The sequence below is a fragment of the Prolixibacter bellariivorans ATCC BAA-1284 genome (assembly GCF_000621705.1).
Taxonomy (GTDB): Bacteria; Bacteroidota; Bacteroidia; order Bacteroidales; family Prolixibacteraceae; genus Prolixibacter; species Prolixibacter bellariivorans.
Genome location: NZ_KK211332.1, coordinates 631564 through 653450, shown reverse-complemented (window position 1 = coordinate 653450; position 21887 = coordinate 631564). Strand labels below are relative to the sequence as shown.

Annotated in this window: 17 protein-coding genes; 16 read left to right on the top strand and 1 reads right to left on the bottom strand. The window is 44.1% G+C overall.

Annotation, left to right across the window (positions count from 1 at the left end):
- Window positions 1-65: 65 nt before the first annotated feature.
- Window positions 66-5894, top strand: coding sequence for an alpha-2-macroglobulin family protein (locus T426_RS0122055; protein ID WP_027586291.1), 5829 nt, complete (start codon window positions 66-68; stop codon window positions 5892-5894).
- A 347-nt stretch (window positions 5895-6241) separates the two neighbouring features.
- On the opposite strand, the gene T426_RS24765 is transcribed toward T426_RS0122055, so the two are convergent.
- Window positions 6242-6604 (bottom strand): hypothetical protein, encoded by a 363-nt coding sequence (locus tag T426_RS24765; protein ID WP_025863534.1) that lies wholly within the window; start codon window positions 6602-6604, stop codon window positions 6242-6244.
- A 207-nt stretch (window positions 6605-6811) separates the two neighbouring features.
- Here T426_RS24765 and T426_RS24760 point away from each other — a divergent pair, with 207 nt between their 5' ends.
- The 15 genes from T426_RS24760 to phoR all read left to right on the top strand — a co-directional run bounded on the left by T426_RS24760 (window position 6812) and on the right by phoR (window position 21650).
- Window positions 6812-7393 (top strand): RNA polymerase sigma factor, encoded by a 582-nt coding sequence (locus T426_RS24760; RefSeq protein ID WP_025863535.1) that lies wholly within the window; start codon window positions 6812-6814, stop codon window positions 7391-7393.
- A gap of 21 nt (window positions 7394-7414) precedes the next feature.
- Window positions 7415-7765, top strand: coding sequence for a hypothetical protein (locus tag T426_RS0122040; RefSeq protein WP_025863536.1), 351 nt, complete (start codon window positions 7415-7417; stop codon window positions 7763-7765).
- Window positions 7766-7860: 95 nt separating this feature from the next.
- Window positions 7861-9546: an energy-dependent translational throttle protein EttA gene (ettA, locus tag T426_RS0122035; RefSeq protein WP_025863537.1), complete on the top strand. Its 1686-nt coding sequence runs from the start codon at window positions 7861-7863 to the stop codon at window positions 9544-9546.
- A gap of 409 nt (window positions 9547-9955) precedes the next feature.
- On the top strand, window positions 9956-10534 hold the full coding sequence (locus T426_RS0122030; protein WP_159103296.1) for a YceI family protein: 579 nt from the start codon (window positions 9956-9958) through the stop codon (window positions 10532-10534).
- 96 nt (window positions 10535-10630) lie between these two features.
- A complete protein-coding gene (locus T426_RS24755) occupies window positions 10631-11890 on the top strand; it encodes a hypothetical protein (protein WP_025863539.1) in 1260 nt (419 codons plus the stop codon).
- A gap of 165 nt (window positions 11891-12055) precedes the next feature.
- Window positions 12056-12676, top strand: a complete 621-nt coding sequence (locus T426_RS0122020) for a YceI family protein (protein ID WP_025863540.1) — start codon at window positions 12056-12058, stop codon at window positions 12674-12676.
- Window positions 12673-13101 (top strand): RrF2 family transcriptional regulator, encoded by a 429-nt coding sequence (locus T426_RS0122015; protein ID WP_025863541.1) that lies wholly within the window; start codon window positions 12673-12675, stop codon window positions 13099-13101. The genes T426_RS0122020 and T426_RS0122015 overlap by 4 nt, the downstream gene beginning before the upstream one ends.
- A 427-nt stretch (window positions 13102-13528) precedes the next feature.
- A complete protein-coding gene (locus T426_RS24745) occupies window positions 13529-14518 on the top strand; it encodes a hypothetical protein (RefSeq protein ID WP_025863543.1) in 990 nt (329 codons plus the stop codon).
- A 57-nt stretch (window positions 14519-14575) separates the two neighbouring features.
- Entirely contained in the window at window positions 14576-15649 is a 1074-nt protein-coding gene (pstS, locus tag T426_RS0122005) for a phosphate ABC transporter substrate-binding protein PstS (RefSeq protein WP_025863544.1), read from the top strand.
- Between the two features lie 20 nt (window positions 15650-15669).
- Entirely contained in the window at window positions 15670-16521 is an 852-nt protein-coding gene (pstC, locus tag T426_RS0122000) for a phosphate ABC transporter permease subunit PstC (RefSeq protein WP_025863545.1), read from the top strand.
- Between the two features lie 29 nt (window positions 16522-16550).
- The gene (gene pstA / locus T426_RS0121995; RefSeq protein ID WP_036984285.1) at window positions 16551-17435 is read left to right on the top strand and encodes a phosphate ABC transporter permease PstA; all 885 of its coding nucleotides are present in this window, start codon (window positions 16551-16553) and stop codon (window positions 17433-17435) included.
- A gap of 93 nt (window positions 17436-17528) precedes the next feature.
- On the top strand, window positions 17529-18314 hold the full coding sequence (pstB, locus tag T426_RS0121990; RefSeq protein WP_025863547.1) for a phosphate ABC transporter ATP-binding protein PstB: 786 nt from the start codon (window positions 17529-17531) through the stop codon (window positions 18312-18314).
- An 85-nt stretch (window positions 18315-18399) separates the two neighbouring features.
- Window positions 18400-19098 (top strand): phosphate signaling complex protein PhoU, encoded by a 699-nt coding sequence (gene phoU / locus T426_RS0121985; RefSeq protein ID WP_025863548.1) that lies wholly within the window; start codon window positions 18400-18402, stop codon window positions 19096-19098.
- 59 nt (window positions 19099-19157) lie between these two features.
- A complete protein-coding gene (gene phoB / locus T426_RS0121980) occupies window positions 19158-19844 on the top strand; it encodes a two-component system response regulator PhoB (RefSeq protein WP_025863549.1) in 687 nt (228 codons plus the stop codon).
- Window positions 19845-19868: 24 nt separating this feature from the next.
- A complete protein-coding gene (gene phoR / locus T426_RS0121975) occupies window positions 19869-21650 on the top strand; it encodes a sensor histidine kinase (protein WP_025863550.1) in 1782 nt (593 codons plus the stop codon).
- Window positions 21651-21887: the final 237 nt, after the last annotated feature.

Below are 21887 nucleotides of genomic sequence, written 5' to 3'. Positions count from 1 at the left end.
TTTGTGGTACCAAATTTGTTTGGTGTAGCAGAAAAAGAATCCATTCAACCAAAATAATGTAACCAATGAAAATGACCTGCCGATTACTCCTTGCTTTATTGCTCTTCTCTCTTTTTTCAACAACTCAGGCTGCAATACCGCAATTTTCCTACCGGGAAAAATGGGCCGAAGCAGATTCGCTGGCACACATTCGAAAGCCTGAATCGGTTAAGAAGGTGATAAAGCAAATTGTCGCACGGGCAACGAAAGAGAACAATATTCCGCAAAGGGTGAAAGCATTTACAGCGCTTCAATTTTTTGCGGTGAAAGATTCTCTTCCGAAAAATCCGGTGCCAATCTGGCAAAACGAATATGAGAAATTGAACGTGCCGGGAAGAGCGGTACTGAAAGCATACGAAGGTTCATACCTGCTTCAAATATATCGGGATAATCGTTGGAAAATTCTTGACAGGGCCAGTGGAGGAGTCGATTCCATCGATATCAATACCTGGGATGCCGGTTATTTCGTCGAGCAAATCCACCAGTGCTTTAACGAGGCATTACAGCACACCGATAGCCTGGCAAAAATTCCGGCGAAGAATTGGCAAGCTCTCATCATTGACCAAAAAGTAGATTGGGAACGTACGCCGACTTTGCTCGATTTGGTCGTCCGGAAAGCGTTGAACTTTTACCAGGATGGCAGTTTGTTTACCCAGCCCGTTCGTAGGCCTTCGTTATCGGTTCCGAAAGCGGCTTTGGGGTTAAGACGACCAGGGGCAGTGATTATCGACCGGAAATCACCATTGAGCTATTACGATCATTCAATTATCCTGTACCGGTTGCTCGAAAGATACCACCAGCGCGACGGAAATTCAGTGGCGTTGTTCTATGCCCGGCTCGACCGGATTAAATTCACCTACCGGGAATCGTCGCTCAAGAATGCAGACCATTTGTTTTTGGATGGGATGCGCGGACTCGAAAAGACCGTCGCTCACTCCGGTTTGTTGGCAAATGTGTGGGAAGCGGAAGCTGATTTTTACCGGCAACGGGGAAACAAGTTTCGGGGAAATATTCAGCAGACAGCCGATTCCCGTATGGATTGGCAAAAAGCGGCACAGTTGTATGAAAAGACCTGGAAGAAATACCCAAAAACAGAGGCGGGCAAGAGAAGCTTTAACAGTCTTCAGCAATTGAAAAGGCCACAATTATCCCTTCAATCGGAGCCAGTGGTTAGGCCCGGTTTTCCATTTGCCATAAAATTGGATTACCAGAACCTGAAAAGTGTGAAGGTTTCCATTCGGAAAATCAATCAGGAGCTTTATCGAAAATATTTTCTGCAATATGGTCAGATGAGAACCAGGGAGGACTCCTCAAAGCTCCTTAATCGTCCGGTCATTCAGCAAGAAAAATACACACTCGTTCCCGACAGTGATTTACGTTCGCATAGCACCGAATTGGTGATGAAACCGCTAAATGCGGGGATATATGTGATGCAAACCGAGGGGAACGGCTGTAAGAGTCTTCTCCCGGTAGCGGTTTCCCGGATGTACATAGAACAGCAGCGAACGGAGGCAGGAACTATTTTTTCCGTTCGCCGGCAATCGAATGGCGAAGCTGTTGCCGGAGCTGAATTGAGTATACGAAATCTAAATGGTGAGAAACTCAATAAAGTGCTGCTCAAAACGAACGATAAGGGGCAGGCCTTCTGGTCGGGTGACGGCAATTTGGTGCAGATTAGTTCGTCTACTGACACGTTAAGTCTGCGTTGGCGTAAGCCGTATTACCGCAAACAAACCGAGACAACAAAAGAGAAGACCTGGTTCTTCACCGATCGGTCCATCTACCGGCCGGGACAGGTGGTTTTATTCAAAGCCATTACGTTCAAAACTCATGGCGATACAGATCGTGCCGTTGCAGGCAAACCGATGGTGGTTTTTCTGCGAGATGCGCATAACCAGGTGATCGATTCGCTGAGAATCCTGACTGACCGGTTCGGTAGTACTACCGGTCAGTTTCGTTTACCCGCCGGTAGTTTGGCGGGCAACTTTACGCTGAGAACATCCGAAGGATATCAGTCATTTCGGGTGGAAGCTTACCGGCGGCCCGGATTTCATATTACATTCGATAAATTCGACGGTCAGTACGAGGCGGGTCATCCGGTTACCGTAACTGGAAGAGTCAAATCGTTTAACGGTGTTCCGTTGGCTGGCGTACCCGGAATGTATAAAATAACCCGGCAGACTTTATGGTTCGAGCGCTCGGGGAACAATTCGGAAGATGTTATTTCGGGTATGTTTACCACCGATACAGATGGTCGCTTTCGCTTCACGTTCACACCAAAGTCTACCGAAAATGACTATGGTTTAAGCTATCAGATCGAAACAGAAGTAACAGATATCAGCGGAGAGACGCAGACGACGGAACAGTCATTGAGCATCTCCCAAAAGGCGCTGTTTGCTCAACTCAGCGCGCCCGGGCAAGTTGATGCTTCCGATAAAGGTATCCGGAAGGGAAAAGGAATAAAAGTGGGGGTGAAATTCAATAACTCAGCCAATCAGGTGGTTCCGGTTAAGGGAACGGTCACATTTGCCAGGCTTCAAACTCCTGACCAAGCGGTAAGAGAGCGGGTATGGAAAGCTCCTGATCTGCCAATCTATACGAAGGATGAATGGGAAAAGCAGTATCCCGGAAATGTGTATGGCGACGAAGTGAAGCCGGAAGATTTTCCGGTGGAGAAAGTTTTATCGACCCAAAAATTCAACACGGCCGAACGTTCGTGGTGTTTCCTTCCGGGGAAAAAACTGAAGCCCGGCTATTACAAGGTCACCGTTGAAACAGAGGATGCATTTGGTCAGAATGTTACCGGTGAGCGGGTTATCCGGGTATTTAGGTCCAAATGCCGGAAATATCCGTTCGCAGACCCATTTCATGTCAACCTGAACAAAACTACGGTAAAACCCGGTGATGATCTGAAACTGGAACTTGGTACTACTGGTGAAGCTTTCTGGCAAGTTGCGTTGGAAGAGCCGGATACATTGATTCAACTTCCGGCAGTGAAAACGAAAAAGAGCCGTCAACAAGTGGTTATCCCGGTAACGTCCGATATGGCAAACGGATTTGCAGTTCGTGTATCGACTATCCAGCATGGTAGGGCCTTTCGGAAGCTTTTCCGGATCAATGTGATGCAGCCAAATAAAAAACTACAGGTTACTACAGTTGATTTTCCTTCAACGACAGAACCCGGCAAAGAGGTCAGCTGGAAAATCCGTGTAACCGACGAAAGTGGCAAACCTGCACAGGCCGAAGTGGCAGGCGTTGTATATGATGCTTCGCTGGACGATATTCGAATGCATAACTGGAGTTTGAGCCTTTTCAATCATTGGTTTTACATCCGGCAAATGCCGCTGATGATTCGTCCGGTGCAAAATGATTACGCCCATAGTCCGAATACGCCCCTTCAAAAAGTGGAAACAGAGATGGTTCCGGAATTGGGACTTCCAAAATGGGTTAACACTTCTCCGGGAGGAGCTGTTTTTTTCGTGGCAGATGAGAAAGTTCCAGTGGGAGAGCAGGCGGCAAACGAGAGTATCAGAATCCGGGGAGCTAGTGCTGCACCGAAGGTTGAAGAACCGAAAATTCGAAGTGATTTCCGCGAAACAGCTTGGTTTGGGCCGCAGTTGAAAACCGATGCGAACGGAATGACTATCGTTCATTTCCGTATGCCCGATGCTTTGACGAAATGGAAATTCATGGCATTGGCACATACCGTTAACGGGAAAATCGGCACGACCGACACCTCGTTTGTCAGTCAAAAACCGTTGATGGTCGAGCCGTACCCGGTTCGTTTCCTGGTGGCCGGCGACCAGGTGGAGTTACCGGTGAAAGTAACCAACCTTTCGGGAAAAGAACTGGAAGCTGATATTCATTTGAATCTGATTGCAGTTGACTCGAATGATACGTTGGAACCCGGATTTGAGCCGCGTCACATCGGCTTGGAGAATGGAGAATCGGGAGTGGTGAAATGGTTGGTGCAGGCACCCGAAAAAGCGGGATTGTACCGGATTCAGGTAGTTGGCTCAGCCGGAAACCTGAGTGATGGTTACGAAAAAACTATTCAGGTTCTTCCCGCTAAGCAATGGATGGTACAGTCGGAAACGTTTCAGGTGAAACCGGGAGGAGTGAAGGTTTGGAGTCCCTTATTCCCGGAAGGAGGACAGGTGAACGACAAATGGACGCTGGAGTGGATGGGAAATCCGGTTTGGCAAGCCATCGAAGCATTACCATCAGTATTGAGTTCCCGGCCACAAAGTGCAACGGGGCTGGCCAACCGGCTGTATGCTTATGCAACGGTTCAGCAAATACTGGCCCGCCACCCCGAAATCGCAGCAGAACTGGCCAAACAACGAGCCAAATTGTTGAATAACCCCGATTCATTCAAAACCCGGATGGAGCAGAATGATGATTTGGCGAATATTCAGTTGAACGAAACCCCCTGGCTCGATGATGCGATTCGGGCGAAAAAACAATTGCAACTTTTCGTGCCCGATACAATTGCCGTAAATATTACCGATGATTTGTCGCGTCTCAAGGCAATGCAGCATGAGGATGGAGGTTTTTCCTGGTATCCGGAGATGAAAACCAGTCCATGGATTACGATGCAAGTGGTTAATGAGCTTTCCGCACTTGAGAAAGCAGATGCTTTAAAAGGAGAAGAAAAAACGCTTGTAGATACAATGCTGGTAAAAGCCATGCACTACCTCGAAACAGAAATGTTGGCAACCTATAAGCGATTGACGGAAAAACAGCGCGTACAATATATTCCTTCAGCCAATATCGTCGATTATTTATATGTCTGTTCAGGTTCGAAAATAAAACCTGCCGGGAAGGAAGTAATGGCTGCCTATCGGTTCTTCATTCAGTCGGTTTCCAAAAACTGGATGAAACTGAGCCTGTATCAGCAAGCACAAAGCGCCTCGATTTTGTGGCTGACAAATGACCGGAAAACAGCTCAAACGATCATCGAGTCGTTGAAAGAACGGGCAGCGAAGAGTAAAAAGTTGGGCATGCATTGGCGAACGAACAATTCACCCTGGTTCTACCGCGAGTCTTCACTTTCGTTGCAGGCCATCATGATGCAGTTGTTTGAGAAGACCGGTGCCCCGGAAACGGATTTGGCGGCCATGAAGCTATGGTTGTTGCAACAAAAGCGGACACATGCATGGTCAACTCCGGACGAAACGGTGAAAGCGGTTGAGGCGTTGCTGTTGGCAGGAAGTGGGGCCAATATGGAAACATCCGGACCGACGGTATTATTGAATGGAAAGCCATTGACGAGCTCGATTTCGGGCACACCGAAAGGATATTTCAAATACACATTGCCTTCGGGATTGCCCGAAAACTCAACGTTGGAGCTTCGGAATAACGGAAAGACGACAGGCTTTGGCGCGTTGTATCACCAGTTCTTTGCTCCGGTTGATAGTTCGTTGTCAACTGGGAACGGAATAAAAGTGACCAAATCGTTGTACCGCGTTATTCGCCGAAATGGTGGAGAATCTCTCTCATCCGATTTGAAAGGACTCAAACCAGGTGACTTAATTATGGTCCGGTTACGTATTCACACCCATCGCGATTTGGGATTTGTTTCCATTTCAGATACACGCCCGGCTGGTACAGAACCCGTGAAGCAGCTTTCCGGCTACGAATCGAGTGGTCGCTTGTGGTACTATCGGGTAAATACCGACGAGCAAACCCGCTTCTTTATTCAGGAGTTAAAACAAGGCGATTATCTGTTGGAATATCCGGTAAGGGTAAGCCACCGTGGTGATTTTAGCTTAGGTCGGGTAACCATTCAGTGCCAATTTGCACCGGCATTCAATGCATCCGATACGGCAGGAGAGGTTATCATCGAAAAATAGGTGGAGGACGAGCGGGGAAAAAGCCGATTCGCGGTGCGGGAGGTTCGGTAACCAGGTAGAAAGGGTCCGGACCGTGAAAGTAAGGCCCGATTCTGGGACAACGGTGGTGTTGAGTTGAGTAGAAAGAGGCAGGACCTAAGGAAAAAAGATCGGTACCGTGACAGAGATGCTCGGGAGCAGGGGAGAAAGAGTCGGGAGCCCGAAAAAACAGGTCTGGACCAGAATAAAAAGGGTACGGACTTGGGGAAATAAGGTCGGGAGCGGGATGGAAAAGCTACTTTGGTAGGAAAAGAAAAACGGAACGTGATGCAGCTAACGATAGTAGCCCGTCACGTTCCGCAGTTGTTTTATATTTTCCGTTTGTTGGCAATAAAGAAGTAAATAATGAAGCCAACCGAAACAAAGACCAATACAATTCCGAACGGAATCAGTGCATTGTAGGAATGAGCCCAGGGAATTCCCGGTAGATTTTGAACCACGTCAGCTACAATGAGACCAGCGCCACCCATAAAGGTCACCAAAGCCCATTTCAGGGTTTTGTACCGGCTGGGTTCCGGATCATCAACTGTTCGCGGAACGACTTCCAGAATACCGGCTTTTTCAAAGTGTCCTTCTTTAATGATACGGCGTCTCAGAAAATAGTCGGTTAAAGTTCTTAGCAGGTAATATATACCGTAAAAAACGACTGCGGTTACAATTGCGTCTTGCATGATGTTTTGTTTTAAGTGTTGTTTGCCCTATCAGTCGACACTGCGGTATCAAAGGTTGCAGTGAATCTCAATTTTTTCTCTTAGTTTTATTCTAATCCAGCTTAATGATTGAAAAACAGAGCGAAAGGATGATCGGTTTCTCTTTCTGGAAAATTTATTGAGCAGGAGTGCAACATTTCTTCAGGCTGCGAAGACATATACATACGTATGAACGATCACGATATCGTAAAACAGGTAATCAATGGAAATGAAAATGCTTTCCGGTTTTTGGTGCAAAAACATCAGAGGTTGGTTTGGCATGTGGTTTGGCGTATGGTTGGGAGACCGGATGAAATCGAAGATATTTGTCAGGATGTTTTCATGAAAGTGTATAAAAACATACCACGTTTTCGAAATGAGTCGAAACTCTCTACCTGGATTGCTTCCATTGCCTGGAACACGTGTTCCGATTACCTGAAAAAGCACAAACGTGATCGTTTGGATTTGTCGGAGACCATCCCGGTGAAAGCCGAATTGGCAATGACCGATGATTCAACCTGGCGGACAATTCACGAGAACGACATGAAAGCAGTGGTGCGCAAAAGTATCGATAAATTGCCGCTGCAATATCGAACAGTGTTGACGCTTTACCATCTGGAAGAGTTCTCGTACAGTGAAATTGAAGAAATTACCGGTATGCCGGAAGGAACGGTGAAAAGTTACCTGAACAGGGCACGAAAGCAGTTAAAGGAAATACTGGAGCATTCCCTTCCGGGAGAAGCTCCGGTTTTTCATCGAATGGAATCGTGATTTTGATTAAATTAGTACGCTATGAAAGAGGAAGCATACAACGAAATGGATCAGTTGATTGGTCAGGTTTTGAAAGAGGAACCGGAATTCTCTCTTCCAGCTGATTTTGCCAATCGTGTTAGCCGCAAAGTGGGCGATCGCATGTTGAGGAAACGCTTACTGTCAGAATATGCATGGAAAGTTGGCGTTATCGTTGTACCGCTATTGATTTTGGCAGGCATCTTTTTCTACTTCGATCCAAAAACAATCAGTCAGATGCTTTCGAATGTATCAAATGAATACCTTCCTTATATATTACTAATTGTGCTCGTCGGTTTGGTTATCTTCGCCGATCAGGTTATCCTCCGTTTCTTTTTATTACGAAGAAAATGACCTACTTCCGGTTATGTAGTTCTTAAACTATTTGATACCGTTGTCTTTTCGCAGGAAATATGCGAATTTTGCTCACGAAATTAAAATATTACTTCATGAGCGAAGACAGACAGATCATTTTTTCGATGTATAAGGTGAGTAAAACCTTCCCACCGCAGAAACAGGTCATCAAAGACATTTCCCTTTCCTTTTTCCTTGGAGCGAAAATCGGAATCATTGGTTTGAACGGTTCCGGTAAGTCAACTCTGCTGAAGATTATTGCCGGACTGGAAAAAGATTACCAGGGCGACGTGGTATTTTCGCCGGGGTATGATGTCGGTTACCTTCCCCAGGAACCTCAACTCGACGAATCCAAAACCGTCAAAGAGATTGTGCAGGAAGGTGTACAGGAAGTGGTGGACATTCTGAATGAATACGAAGCCATCAATCAAAAGTTCGGTCTGCCCGAATATTATGAAGATGCCGATAAGATGCAGAAGTTGATGGATCGTCAGGCTGCGTTACAGGAACAGATTGATGCTACAGATGCCTGGAATCTGGATAACAAACTGGAACGTGCCATGGATGCCTTGCGCTGTCCGGACGGTGAGGCGCCGGTGAATATTTTATCGGGTGGTGAGCGTCGTCGCGTGGCATTGTGCCGTCTTCTCCTTCAGGAACCTGATGTTTTGCTGCTCGATGAGCCGACCAACCATTTGGATGCCGAATCGGTGCAGTGGCTCGAAATGCACTTGCAGCAATATAAAGGTACGGTCATCTCCATTACGCACGACCGCTACTTCCTCGATAATGTAGCCGGTTGGATTTTGGAACTGGATCGTGGCGAAGGTATTCCCTGGAAAGGAAACTATACCGGATGGCTGGAGCAGAAACAAAAGAAGATGGCCCAGGAAGCGAAAGGAAATGCAAAGCGCCGGAAGACATTGGAACATGAGCTGGAATGGGTACGGATGAGCCCCAAGGCCCGTCATGCCAAATCAAAAGCCCGTTTGGGAGCATACGAAAAGTTGCTAAACGAGGATGTGAAACAGAAAGAGGAGAAGCTGGAGATATTTATTCCGAATGGCCCGCGTCTTGGCGATAAAGTGATTGAAGCACACGGCGTTTCCAAAGGATTTAGTGAACGACTGCTATTCGAAAATCTTGATTTTGTTTTGCCGCCTAACGGAATTGTCGGGGTAATTGGTCCCAACGGTGCTGGTAAAACCACCTTGTTCAAGATGATTATGGACATGGAGAAACCGGATAACGGAACTTTTTCTATTGGAGAAACAGTTACGCTTGGATATGCCGATCAAACACACACCGATATTGATCCGGAGAAGACGGTATACCAGGTCATTTCAGGAGGTAACGATGAGGTTCAGGTCGGAGGGCGCTCTATCAACGCAAGAGCTTATGCGGCCCGGTTCAACTTCAGTGGTGCTGATCAGGAGAAAAAATGCGGAGTGCTTTCGGGAGGTGAACGCAACAGGCTGCATCTGGCACTTACGTTGAAGTCGGGTGCCAACGTGCTGCTTCTCGATGAGCCAACCAACGATATTGATGTGAATACATTGCGGGCGCTGGAAGAAGGTCTCGACAATTTTGCCGGTTGTGGGGTTGTTATTTCCCACGATCGATGGTTTTTGGATCGTGTTGCGACCCATATTTTAGCCTTCGAAGGCAACTCTTCCGTGTACTTTTTCGAAGGAAGTTACTCCGAATACGAAGAAAATAAGAAGAAACGGCTTGGTGATACCGGTCCACACCGGATAAAATACAAGAAGTTAGTTAAATAGACATAGTTATATGTATCTATAAGTAAAGCCGGGTTTTCCCGGCTTTTTTCATCTATATCAGATAGTGATATTTTCAATTGTCAGGTATACAGGCTTTTTTGGTGCTGAGCGTAAGGTTGGTTTATTCTTTTTCATAGATATTAAGAATAAAGGGATGGTACATAGAATGATTCCAATTATTTGTTAACTTTATTTAAAGTTGGTTTAAATAAGATTAACATTATGCGTGTATCTGTCACTTTATAAGGTTGTTGTGTGTTATTTTCTAGCTTTGTGACGATGTGTTTGGGCTGATTTTGTTAAAAATCTAATATGAAACCTATCCTTTAACATTTGGACGGATAAAAAAAATACCTACGTTTATCCCACCAAAACGATAGGAAAAGTAGGACATTAAAATCGAATGAAAATGAGAGTAATATCGTTGATTGCTGCCGTCCTTTTTATTTGGAACTGGCAGGTGAAAGCGCAGGAATCATTCCACTTGGTAGCCGATAAAAGTTCTGCAGAGATAGATGGGACTTCTACACTACACGATTGGAATATGAAAACAACCGATTTGAAATGTACCGCAGTGATGGGAATGGATGGAACAGTTGTTAATAGTATTGAAAGCGTGACATTCTCTTGTCCGGCGGAAAGCCTTAAGAGCGGTGAAAGCTCCATTATGGATAAGAAGGCTTATAAGGCTATTAAGAGTGATAAGTACCCGGAAATTCGTTTTACATCCGATAATGTTGAGAATTTGAAGAGTAGCGGAAACGAATTTAGTGGTGAGTTGGTTGGAAAACTTCAGCTGGTCGGAGTAACCAAAACCGTAAAAATACCTTTTAAAGGTAAGGTTACCGATGCTTCGCATGCAGTTGTTGATGGAAGTTTCAAACTGAAAATGTCAGAATACGGAATTGAGCAAGTAACCGCCATGTTTGGTGCTATCAAAACCGGTGATGACCTGACCATCAAATATAATTTTGAATTAGGTAAATAGAGAAAACGCAGTGTTCGACCGTGAGTTGGATTAGTGTGAATTGCGGAGACATTGCACCAATAAATAAATAATAACCACAGATTTTAACCATTTGTTATGAAAAGAGTATTCTTTCTTTTTGCAGGGTTATTGATTGCGTCCTTAACTTTTGGACAGCAGTTCGAACAGCCCAAGCTCGATGGAAGCAATTTTACAAAAGTAAAAGCACACGTTGGAGCTGATTTTGCGTTGCAATATCAGGCCCTTACCCAATCAAGTGATGGTACTACACCATTAACTCCGCTGGGTAAAGGATTGAACCTGCCTACTGCCAATATGAAAATCTATGCCGATTTGGCCCCCGGAGTACAGGTTCACCTGACGACTTATTTGTCATCTCGTCACCACGAGGAAACCTGGGTTAAGGGTGGATATTTGCTGATGGATCAGCTTCCCTTCCTGAACTCGGATGCTATTGACAAACTGATGCAGAAACTAACCCTTAAAGTTGGTATGATGGAACTCAACTATGGTGATGAGCACTTCCGTCGTTCCGATAACGGAAATATTAGTCGTAATGCATTTGTCGGTAACTACATCATGGATGCCTTCACTACTGCTGGAGGTGCTGAGCTTATGTACCGCAACAATGGTTGGTTGGCAATGGGTGCCGTTTCCAATGGTACGTTGAAGCCTGCAATCGCTGCTTACAGTGCAAGAAGTAATTCTTATACAACCTATAATACTGCGGATGAGTTGGCCTTCTATGGTAAGGTTGGTTTTGATAAACAGCTGAGTGAAAACTTCCGTCTGCGTACAACTGTGTCACTTTACAGCTGTGCTAAAAACCACTTCGGTTCGCTTTATTATGGTGACCGTACCGGTTCTCGCTACTATTTGGTAATGAAGCCGCAAACCGGAAGTGCTGATGACGTAGATATTTCTTCAGATCACACAACTGGTCGTTGGGGCCCGGGTTTCACCAACAAAGACAATTCTACCATGGTTAACTTATTTGCAAAATACTATGGTTTTGAAATGTTCGGAACATACGAGAAAGCAAAAGGCACAGGCGCGTTTGGTGGTGATTTTGATTTCAACCAGTTCGCAATCGAAGGTATTTACCACTTTGGTGGACAGGAGCAGTTCTATCTGGGTACTCGCTACAACAAAGTGAAGAACAGCAATGACATGAACATTGACCGTGTACAGATTGCCGGAGGATGGCACATGACCAAGAACATTCTGGCCAAATTGGAGTATGTAAACCAGAACTACAATAACTTTAACGGTAATTATACTACAAGTGCTGGATACCAAGCCGGAACTAAGGCTGGATTCAAAGGCATTATGTTCGAAGCTGGAATTTCTTTCTAAGTTCATCCAGGTTACATCCATTATATATTGTTTAGTAAAGGCCTTCCCCCCTGCGGGGGAAGGTTCTGTTTTTTCAGCTAGTGATGTAATTTCACATAAGTTCCGTGGCAGTTTGGAACAAAAGAGTTCCAATTCGGGTTTACTTAACTATAACCGGGAAACAAAATGAGAAGAAGCGGTTACATAGGGAAGGTATTATTTCAGGTTATTCTTCTTGTATTCCTGCTGAATTCAAGCGGATGGGCAAAAAATGCCCGTTACAGTGGAGTGTGTCAACTTGCCAAAGTGCGTATTGACGGTTCCACAAATGTCAACCAATTCCACTTTTACTATCGTCACGTATTGACGGAAGGCTTTTCATTAGCAGTGCTTCCTGCTGGTTCCAACTCCCTTGACTCTCTTTCGTTTTTCATCCCCATTGAGCATATCGATGCCAGTAATCCAGCTATGTTTGATGATTTCAAGGAATTGTTGAAGGCATCGAAGTATCCGGAAATCAAAATTACCATTAGTGACGCTGAGTTGCTGCATATTTTTACCTCAAGGGATGTAAAGAATATCCCGCTGAATATAACTATCGCGGGCATGACAAATGATTACGTTTCGCCCATTGAAGTGGTTAATAACGAGGAAAATCAGCTTGTCGTCAGAGGAAGAACCCGCATTCAATTGACGGATTACAACATTTCTCCTCCACGTCGTTTCCTGGGAATGATTCGGGTAAAAGATGAAGTATTTATTAATTTTGAGATCAAACTAATCACCCAAAAAGCCAATTCGCCGTGAAATTCAATACGAAAACCAGATATGGGATGCGTGTAATGATTGAAATAGCATTAAACGGAGATCCCGATGGCATATTTCAGAAGGATATTGCCCAAAATCAAGACTTGTCAGTAAAGTACCTCGACCAGATTATTGCTTCGTTAAAAACAGCCGGACTTGTTGCCAACTTACGTGGCCGAAAGAGTGGATACATTCTTGGTCGCGATCCCTCTCAAATTACCATTTACGATATACACCGGGCCTTTGAACCCGGGATTTGCATCGTCGATTGCCTTTCAAAAAACTTCGAGTGTGATAAAGCGAGTAGTTGCACAGCCCGTGATTTTTGGGATGTATTAAATCAAAAGATTGTCGATCATTTCAAAAGTATGACGTTGGAGACATTGGTTGCTGATGTCAGAAGTCGGCATGAACCAATTGATTAAGAACTATTTCTTAATTCATTTTATCCATTATTCCAAAATACTTCACCAAGGAGACGTCAATATCCCCTCCGGATCTTGTTTTGGCGCTTTGGTATTTTCCTGCCCGAGAAAAAATTGAGAAGTTTTTGTATTTGATAATTGCACAAGTCCTGTTACAAAAGAGGACCAAGGGTGTGTTACAAAAATGTTTTCATCATTATCCACCCGGATACATTTCCATAGATGTAAAACGAATATCCAGTAAGTTGAATTTTTCCAGATAACTGTCAAGGTGTTGTTAGGTATGTATTTATAGCGAGGTTCGCGCTGTTGTTTTCGTGTGACGAAAGAATCATGTCTTGTAACAATATTGTAATTTTTCCTTAACCGCGGTGTAACAACCTCGTACCACATTTGCCAGTGGAAAGTTACTTTAAGTTATCTAACAATGAGAAAAATTCAATTCAGCCTGTTACTGCTGATCATGATCAGTGGTAGCGTGTTTGCGCAATCAGTGAATTCGGAAAAGAGTAATGCTGATTTTAAACCACACGGAAAAGCTTTTGCAAAGGTTTTCAGTGATTTCAAGTATGAGCAAAGTCAGCCGGCATTTGAGATAACCAGAGCTTATTTTGGTTATGAATATGCCTTTAGTCAGCAATTTTCCGGGAAAGTCAACTTCGACGTTGGAAATCCTGGTGTAGGGGGCTTGCAAATGACAGCATACCTGAAAAATGCATACTTGCAGTATGCGAATGATAACCTGAAATTTAATTTCGGTTTAATCGGAACGAAACAGTTTAATCTTCAGGAGAGCATGTGGGGACATCGCTACCTCTACAAATCGTTCATGGACCAGCATGGGTACGGCGCTAGCGCTGATTTGGGTGCTTCCATGGTGCTCAAACTCGATCCTGCACTAAGTGTAGATGCGTCGGTTTTGAACGGTGAAGGTTACAAGCATCTGCAAAGAGACAGCGTTTTGATGTACACCGCAGGTGTTACTGTAAAGCCGGTTAAGAACCTTTATGCCCGACTGTATGTTGATTACATGAAAAAAACGGTTGCTCAAACAACGTACACCGCTTTTCTGGGGTACACCGGCGATAAGTTTACAGCCGGGGCTGAATACAACATTCAGCAGGGACATGGTAGTGTAACCGACCATAATCTCTCAGGTGTATCAGTTTACACGACCGTGAATGTTGGGAAAAAATCGGATGTTTTTGTTCGTTACGATAATCTGACATCGAAAAAAATTAACGGCGCAACTAACGGATGGAATGTAGCGAAGGATGGAAGCCTGATTTTAGCAGGTTTGGAGTTCAATCCAGTTAAGGGAGTGAAAGTATCGCCAAACTTCAGGGTTTGGAGTCCGGCGCAAAGTGGCAGCAACACCGAGACGGGGTTCTATCTTAGTCTCGAAATGAAATTTTAATTTGTTCTTCAATACATCAAGCAACTTATAAGTAGTTGAATAATAAAACCTTTCAAAATGAAAAAGATCATAATTTTATTGGCTGTCGTAACAGCGTTTACAGCGTGCAAAAGCGGCAGTAAGAAAAAAGGTGCCGCTGAGAAATCGGCCAAGAGTGAAATCTCACTGAGCGCAGCCGGTTCTACTTTCGCTGGACCTTTCTACAAAACTGCTTTCAAAAAGTATTTCGATCAAACCGGCGTTCAAACCTCCTACGGTCTGACTGGGTCGGGTGCTGGTATCCGCAGCCTGAAGGATCGCGTAGTTGACTTCTGCGGAAGTGATGCGTTTTTAAGCGATGCTGAAGCAGCCAAAATGCCTGCGCCGGTTGTTCACGTAGCGACCTGTAGCGGTGCTGTTGACATTGCTTTCAACGTACCCGGAATTGAATCCGTCAAGTTGGATCCCGAAGTCTTAGCTGATATTTTCCTTGGAAAAATCACTAAATGGAATGATGCAAAGTTGAAAGCAATCAACCCCGGTGTTAAATTCCCCGATATGGCTATCTCAGTAGTTCATCGTTCAGACGGTAGTGGTACTACCTTTATCTTCAGCGACTACATGTCAAAGATCAGCAAAGAATGGAAGGATAACGTTGGCGTTGGAAAGTCCCTGAACTGGCCTACCGGAATGGGTGCCAAAGGAAATCCTGGCGTTGCCGGAACCATCAGCTCGACCGTGGGTGCTATCGGATACATCGGCTCTGACTATGCATTTGCCCAAAAAATCTCTTTTGCGCTGCTGAAAAATGCTGCCGGAAACTATGTGGCTCCTACCATCGCTGCTGTAAGTGCAGCTGGTAATGGTGATATGCCTGCCGACACCCGTATCATGGAAACTAATTCAACAGCTCCTGATGCTTACCCGATCAGTGGATTTACCTGGATCATTCTTTATAAAGAACAAGCATACAACGGACGTTCTTTAGCTCAGGCTGAAGCTACCCTGAAACTGATCGACTGGATGCTGGATCCCGCTGCACAGGCAATTGGTAAAGAATTGAAATATGCACCACTGCCCGAGAAAGTAGTGCAAATTGACAAAGCTATTTTGCGGACCGTGACTTATAACGGAAAACCGATTCTCAAATAGAATGCTTCTAATTCATTTCAATGAACAGCGATAAGATTACAAAATACTTTTTATTTGCAGGATCGTTATTGATTCTGGTTGTTGCAGGCGGTATGGTTTTCTCTCTTGTTGGAGGAGCCATACCGGCTTTTCATAAATTTGGGTGGCATTTTATTGTCTCATCGGATTGGAATCCGACTGAGGGCCGGGAAAATTACGGAGCACTGCCCTTTATTGCCGGTACGTTGATTACTTCTGTACTGGCTTTGTTGATCTCGATACCCATGGCATTTTCGACTTCGTTGTTCGTGGCCGAATACTTCAGAAAAACCCCGGTTGCATCCGTCTTGAGTTCACTGGTGGATTTGTTGGCCGGAATACCCTCCATTGTGTATGGTCTCTGGGGCTTCTACACTCTACGCCCGTTTATCATGCATCTTGGCCTCAGTCCGCAGGGATTTGGCGTTTTTACTTCAGGAATCATCCTGGCTATCATGATTATACCTTACGCGACCTCGCTTAGTAATGAAATCATAACCATGGTGCCTAACGAGTTGAAGGAAGCGGCCTACTCGCTGGGGGCGACACGACTAGAAGTGATTTTTAATGTGATTGTTCCCAATGCCCGTTCCGGAATTGTGGCCAGTTATATTTTGGCTTTCGGACGTGCTTTAGGTGAAACCATGGCTGTTACCATGTTGATTGGTAATGATAATAAGATACCTCATAGTTTATTCGATACAGGAAATACGATGGCTAGTGTCATTGCCAATCAATTTGGTGAAGCAGACGGCCTGAAGTTGAGTTCACTGATAGCCATCGGCCTTTTACTTTTCATTATTACCGCACTGGTAAATACCGCTGGTAAATTTATTATCAAAAGATTGTCCTGACGGATTAACTATTTTCAAACTGTAATGAAATGAAAGTGACAACTATCCGTGATAATTCAAACGCCCGAAATACAAAGAATAATATTTTTCTGGGTGTTGTCATCTTTTTCTCTCTATTGACCGTTTTGCCGATTATCCTTATTGTGGGAGAATTGGTTGTTAAGGGAATTGGGCAGATCAATCTCTCGTTTTTTACAGAAATTGCTCCTGATACGCTCCAGGCGATGGTCGCCAAAGCCAATGGAGAAACCATTCCCGGTGGAATTGCAAACGGTATCACTGGTTCGTTACTGATCGTTGCCCTGGCTGCCGTGATAGCGATTCCGTTTGGCATTATTACCGGAGTTTATCTTTACGAGACCCCGGGTAAACGTTATTCCAATCTTATTCGTGATATCGCTGATGTACTGCAGGGAGTTCCGTCTATTGTGCTGGGCCTCATCGTCTACCTTTGGGTGGTGAAGCATATTACTCATAGCTATTCGGCTCTGGCGGGAAGTGTATCATTGGCCATCATGATGTTGCCCTTAATTATTCGCTCAACAGAGGAAACTCTCAAAATGATTCCCGGAACACTCAAAGAAGCTGCGGTTGCCCTGGGTGTACCTTATCATAAAATCATTCTTCGGGTTTTAATTCCATCCAGCTTTAGTGGATTGCTAACGGGGATCCTGATTTCGATTTCCAGGATTTTGGGTGAAACGGCACCACTGATGTTGACGACCCTGGGAAACCCCCGGATTAACTGGGATATTACTCATCCCACCAGTGCTGTGCCACTATTGATCTGGCAGTTCTATAACGACCCGAACATGGTTGAATTGATTTGGAGTTCTTCTCTCTTCCTGATGGGATTTGTACTCACGTTAAACATCATTTCAAAACGAATTTCGGCAAAGCACAGTATTAATTAACTTTGTAGCAAATGATACTGCCGGTTGGTAGGTGTGACAATAAAATGAAATTTTGAACAGAAAAGCATTTCCGGCTTAAATCGAACAATATCGATGAACGAAAATATTACTGAAGTTAAAAACCCTGTTTTATCCATTCAAGACTTGTCGATTGCATATGACAAGGGAGGTAAGTATGCCGTTAAGAATGTTTCGGTTGACGTAAAACGTGATGCCATTACGGCGATAATGGGACCCTCGGGATGTGGAAAAAGCACATTGTTGAGGGCGATTAACCGGATGCATGAGTTGTATCCGAACATTGTTACTGAAGGGAAAATCATGTTGAATGATGAAGACGTTTATGGGATGTCGACCATCAAGCTCAGGCGGAAGATTGGAATGGTTTTTCAACGCCCGAATCCATTCCCGACGATGAGTATTGCTGACAATGTGATTGCCGGATACAAGCTCAATGGAATTCGTTTGAAGAAAAGTGAGAAAGAAGAGATCGTCGAAACGTCGCTCCGTGATGTGGCTTTGTGGGACGAAGTAAGGGAATCGCTCTTTAAGAAAGGTACTTTCCTTTCGGGTGGACAGCAGCAACGGTTGTGTATTGCCCGGGCGCTGGCATTTAAGCCGGATGTGATTTTATTGGATGAGCCAACTTCAGCGCTCGACCCGGTAGCTACGGCTCGCGTGGAAGATTTGCTGGTCGAGTTGAAGAAAAATTACACCATCGTTTTGGTGACGCATAACATGTCGCAGGCGGCCCGTATTTCAGATAACGCCATGTTTATGTATCTTGGAGAATTGGTGGAATATGACAAAACCAAAACCATGTTCACCAATCCCAAAGATCCGCGTACCGAAGGATACCTTACCGGAAAATTCGGTTAATGAGAAACTGGTGACGCAGTATATTTGGAAAAAGTAACCAACTTAACCAAACGAAAATTCAAACTTTCCTTAAATCGAAAAACAAATGAATGTAAAAAAGGAAAACGCGATACTTGATATTCTTTCCCGTTTTGAGGATATGGCCAACCTTATCCTTCATCAACTCGATCTGATTGAGGGAATAATGAGCCAGGGTGAGACCGAGGTTCCGGACGAGGTTTCGAAAGAGATTAAAAGTAACGAGAAAAAAATCAATAAGCTGGATGTGAAAATCGGCGAAAAAATCATTAACACCATTGTACTGCAAAAGCCCGTTGCTTCCGACTTACGTCAGATGATGGCAATTTATCAGATGGTTAGTGATTTGGAACGAATTGGCGATTTAGTGACCAATATTGCTGGTTCGATACCCCGAATTAAAGATGAAGCGGTATTTGAGCGTTTGTCAGATGTTATATCCAACATGTTGATTTCGAGCGTTAATATGGTTCGGAAGTCGATTCTTTCGTTTATTAATAACGATAAGGAATATGCCATTTGGACCATTAAAAACGATTCGGTGATTGATGAACTTAACCACAAACTTATTAAGAAAACCGTGAAAAAGAGCAGCCTACCCAAGGAGACACAGGATATGTTGCTCAGCTTCATTAATATCAACAGTATTATTTCGAATATAGAACGAATTGCTGATCACGCAACTAACGTAGCCGAAGCATCGATTTACTCACTCGAGGGGACTGATATCCGCCACCAACACATTGATTTGGACGGTGATGATTAATGGCGGGAGCAGGGCATGACAGTGGTGAAGGAGCATGGTCGGCTTAAAACTTATGAAAAATGGCAAAAGATAAACCTCGCATTTTAATTGTTGACGATGAAGAGGACATTTGCGAAATCCTTCAATTTAATTTAGAAAGTGAAGGTTACGAGACTGATGTAGCCTATTCGGCTGAAGATGCCGTGACCAAAAAGCTCAAAAAGTATAACCTGATTTTGCTGGATGTGATGATGGGAAAAATGTCAGGTTTTCGCCTGGCAGAAAAGATACGGAAGGACATGGGCCTGACGGTTCCAATCATTTTTCTCACAGCAAAGGATACTGAGAATGATGTTGTAACAGGCTTCAATATAGGAGCCGACGATTATATTCCAAAACCATTTTCGATAAAAGAGGTGGTGGTACGGGTAAAAGCGGTATTGCGTCGCTCCAGCGGCGAAATACAGCATGTTGAGCCCGTTATTACTTCCGGTAAGTTTAAACTCGACACCGAAGTAAAACGCCTGCTGATTGAAGATAAGAAAATTGATTTGACTCGAAAAGAGTTCGAAGTGATGCGGTTGTTAATGGAAAATGAAGGAAGAATCTTTCCCCGAGAAGATATTCTTAGCCGTGTTTGGAGTGATGATGTGGTGGTGACCGACCGGACCGTTGATGTAAATATTACACGGTTGCGTAAGAAATTGGGAGAGTATGGAAAGTGCATCCGGAATAAGTCGGGTTTTGGCTATTATTTTGAGGTTTAATACTGACAAAATTTAAATACAACGATGTTTACAAAAGACAGTTTTCAGCGGAAATTATTCGTCTATTACTTCTCTCTTTTTGCCGTGTTTACTGCGTCGATACTGATCTATCAGTATCAGCGCGAAAAAGAATACCGAATCGGGCAACTCGATGCTGCACTCGAGAGTTATACCAATCTGACGGACCAATACATTCGTCACGAGGGAATTTATTCCAGCGGCAACTTTGCCAAACTCGATTCACTAAAAGCACTGATTCCGACCAGCGATGTTCGTATTACCGTCATTAATCACGATGGCAAAGTGTTGTACGATAGTTCGGTGAAGGATTATACACACTTGGAGAACCATTTGCATCGTCCTGAGGTACAAAAGTCCATTTACTCTGATTTTGGAGCTAAGCTAAGAGAATCGGCAACTACCGGGAAAGACTATTATTACTATGCCCGTTTCTATCAGGATTATTTTGTTCGGGCGGCTGCTGTGTACAATATGCAAATTCAGCATTTTCTGAAAGCTGAAAAAACATTCATCATCTTCATCCTTTTCCTGTTTTTTGTTATTTGGTTGGTCCTGCGCATCGTTTCGCGCCGTATGGGTGACAGTATTAACAAACTGAAGGATTTTGCGGTGACCATTCGTCGTGGAGGAACTTACGATAGGAATATTCAGTTTCCTGATGATGAACTCGGAGTGATTAGTCACGAAATCATCAAGCTTTATAAGCAGCTACGGAGAACCAAGGATGAGTTGACACAGGAGAAGGAGAAGTTGTTTAGCCACCTTTTTGTTTTGAATGAGGGTGTAGCGTTCTTCTCAGCAGAGAAGAAGACAATGCTGTCAAACAACCACTTTATTCAGTTCATCAATATTATTTCCGAGGAATCGACCATCTCAGCAGAACAGGTATTTCAAATAAAAGCGTTTGAAGCGGTAAATCAGTTCCTGGATGAAACACTCAAATCAGGAACCGAGTTTTTTCTGCACGATTTACCGAGAACGGAAATGAATATTCAGGTTGGTGGACGATATTTTCACGTACAATGCATTGTTTTCCAGGATAAAGCATTTGAGATTATCATTACAGACAATTCCAAACTGGTGAAGCAGCGTTTGATGAAGCAACAAATGACCTCGAACATTGCACACGAGTTAAAAACACCGATTGCTTCAGCAAAAGGGTATCTCGAAACAATTCTCGAGTCAGTGGATCTGGATCCGGAAAAACAGCGCCATTTCATCGAAAAAGCGAATAGTCAGGTAAACCGGCTAACCAAGTTGGTGGGAGACATTGCTCTGTTGAATAAGATTGAAGAAGCAGGAGAGTATTATACTATCGAGAAAGTATCGGTTGGAAAACTGATTTCGGAAGTTGTCGACAGTTTCCAGACGATGATTAACCGGAAAAGTGTGGAGGTGGAGATTGATGTCGATCCGGAGCTGGTTTTAAAAGGAAATTACTCGTTGGTATTTTCCATCTTCCAGAACTTAATGGAAAATGCATTGAACTACGCCGGTGAAAATATTACCATCTCCATAAAGCATTATCTGGAAGATGACAAATTCCACTATTTTGCTTTCTCCGATAATGGTATTGGTATCGCAGAAGAGCACCTTTCGAGAATCTTCGAACGCTTCTACCGGATTGATTCAGGACGTTCTCGCAAATTGGGTGGAACAGGCCTCGGTCTCGCCATCGTGAAACATGCTGTGGTTTATCAAAAAGGCGAGATTACCGTACGTAACCGGAAAGAAGGAGGACTCGAGTTCCTGTTCTCGTTACCTCGTTTTATTGAGACGAAATAATTCATAATATTATTCAGGTGAAGGCTGTCTCGTGAATGGGGCGGCCTTTCTTTTTATCTGTCAAAATTGCATTTTATAGCGACATAATGTCTTGAACCGTAGTTGTTTATCTGTATTTGTGACAGATCCTTTTTTGCTCGCTGAGAATGCTTTGTCAATAAATAGATTGTAAATCAATCCGTTTCCGGAAATCTGTCTTTGGCAAACAGAAAATCCCTTAGGTATGGCACACAACTT

Coding starts and splice junctions, on each gene's coding strand:
- T426_RS0122055 (WP_027586291.1), top strand. CDS start 66: ATGAAAATGACCTGCCGATTACTCCTTGCTTTATTGCTCTTCTCTCTT.
- T426_RS24765 (WP_025863534.1), bottom strand. CDS start 6,604: ATGCAAGACGCAATTGTAACCGCAGTCGTTTTTTACGGTATATATTAC.
- T426_RS24760 (WP_025863535.1), top strand. CDS start 6,812: ATGAACGATCACGATATCGTAAAACAGGTAATCAATGGAAATGAAAAT.
- T426_RS0122040 (WP_025863536.1), top strand. CDS start 7,415: ATGAAAGAGGAAGCATACAACGAAATGGATCAGTTGATTGGTCAGGTT.
- ettA (WP_025863537.1), top strand. CDS start 7,861: ATGAGCGAAGACAGACAGATCATTTTTTCGATGTATAAGGTGAGTAAA.
- T426_RS0122030 (WP_159103296.1), top strand. CDS start 9,956: ATGAGAGTAATATCGTTGATTGCTGCCGTCCTTTTTATTTGGAACTGG.
- T426_RS24755 (WP_025863539.1), top strand. CDS start 10,631: ATGAAAAGAGTATTCTTTCTTTTTGCAGGGTTATTGATTGCGTCCTTA.
- T426_RS0122020 (WP_025863540.1), top strand. CDS start 12,056: ATGAGAAGAAGCGGTTACATAGGGAAGGTATTATTTCAGGTTATTCTT.
- T426_RS24745 (WP_025863543.1), top strand. CDS start 13,529: ATGAGAAAAATTCAATTCAGCCTGTTACTGCTGATCATGATCAGTGGT.
- pstS (WP_025863544.1), top strand. CDS start 14,576: ATGAAAAAGATCATAATTTTATTGGCTGTCGTAACAGCGTTTACAGCG.
- pstC (WP_025863545.1), top strand. CDS start 15,670: ATGAACAGCGATAAGATTACAAAATACTTTTTATTTGCAGGATCGTTA.
- pstA (WP_036984285.1), top strand. CDS start 16,551: ATGAAAGTGACAACTATCCGTGATAATTCAAACGCCCGAAATACAAAG.
- pstB (WP_025863547.1), top strand. CDS start 17,529: ATGAACGAAAATATTACTGAAGTTAAAAACCCTGTTTTATCCATTCAA.
- phoU (WP_025863548.1), top strand. CDS start 18,400: ATGAATGTAAAAAAGGAAAACGCGATACTTGATATTCTTTCCCGTTTT.
- phoB (WP_025863549.1), top strand. CDS start 19,158: ATGGCAAAAGATAAACCTCGCATTTTAATTGTTGACGATGAAGAGGAC.
- phoR (WP_025863550.1), top strand. CDS start 19,869: ATGTTTACAAAAGACAGTTTTCAGCGGAAATTATTCGTCTATTACTTC.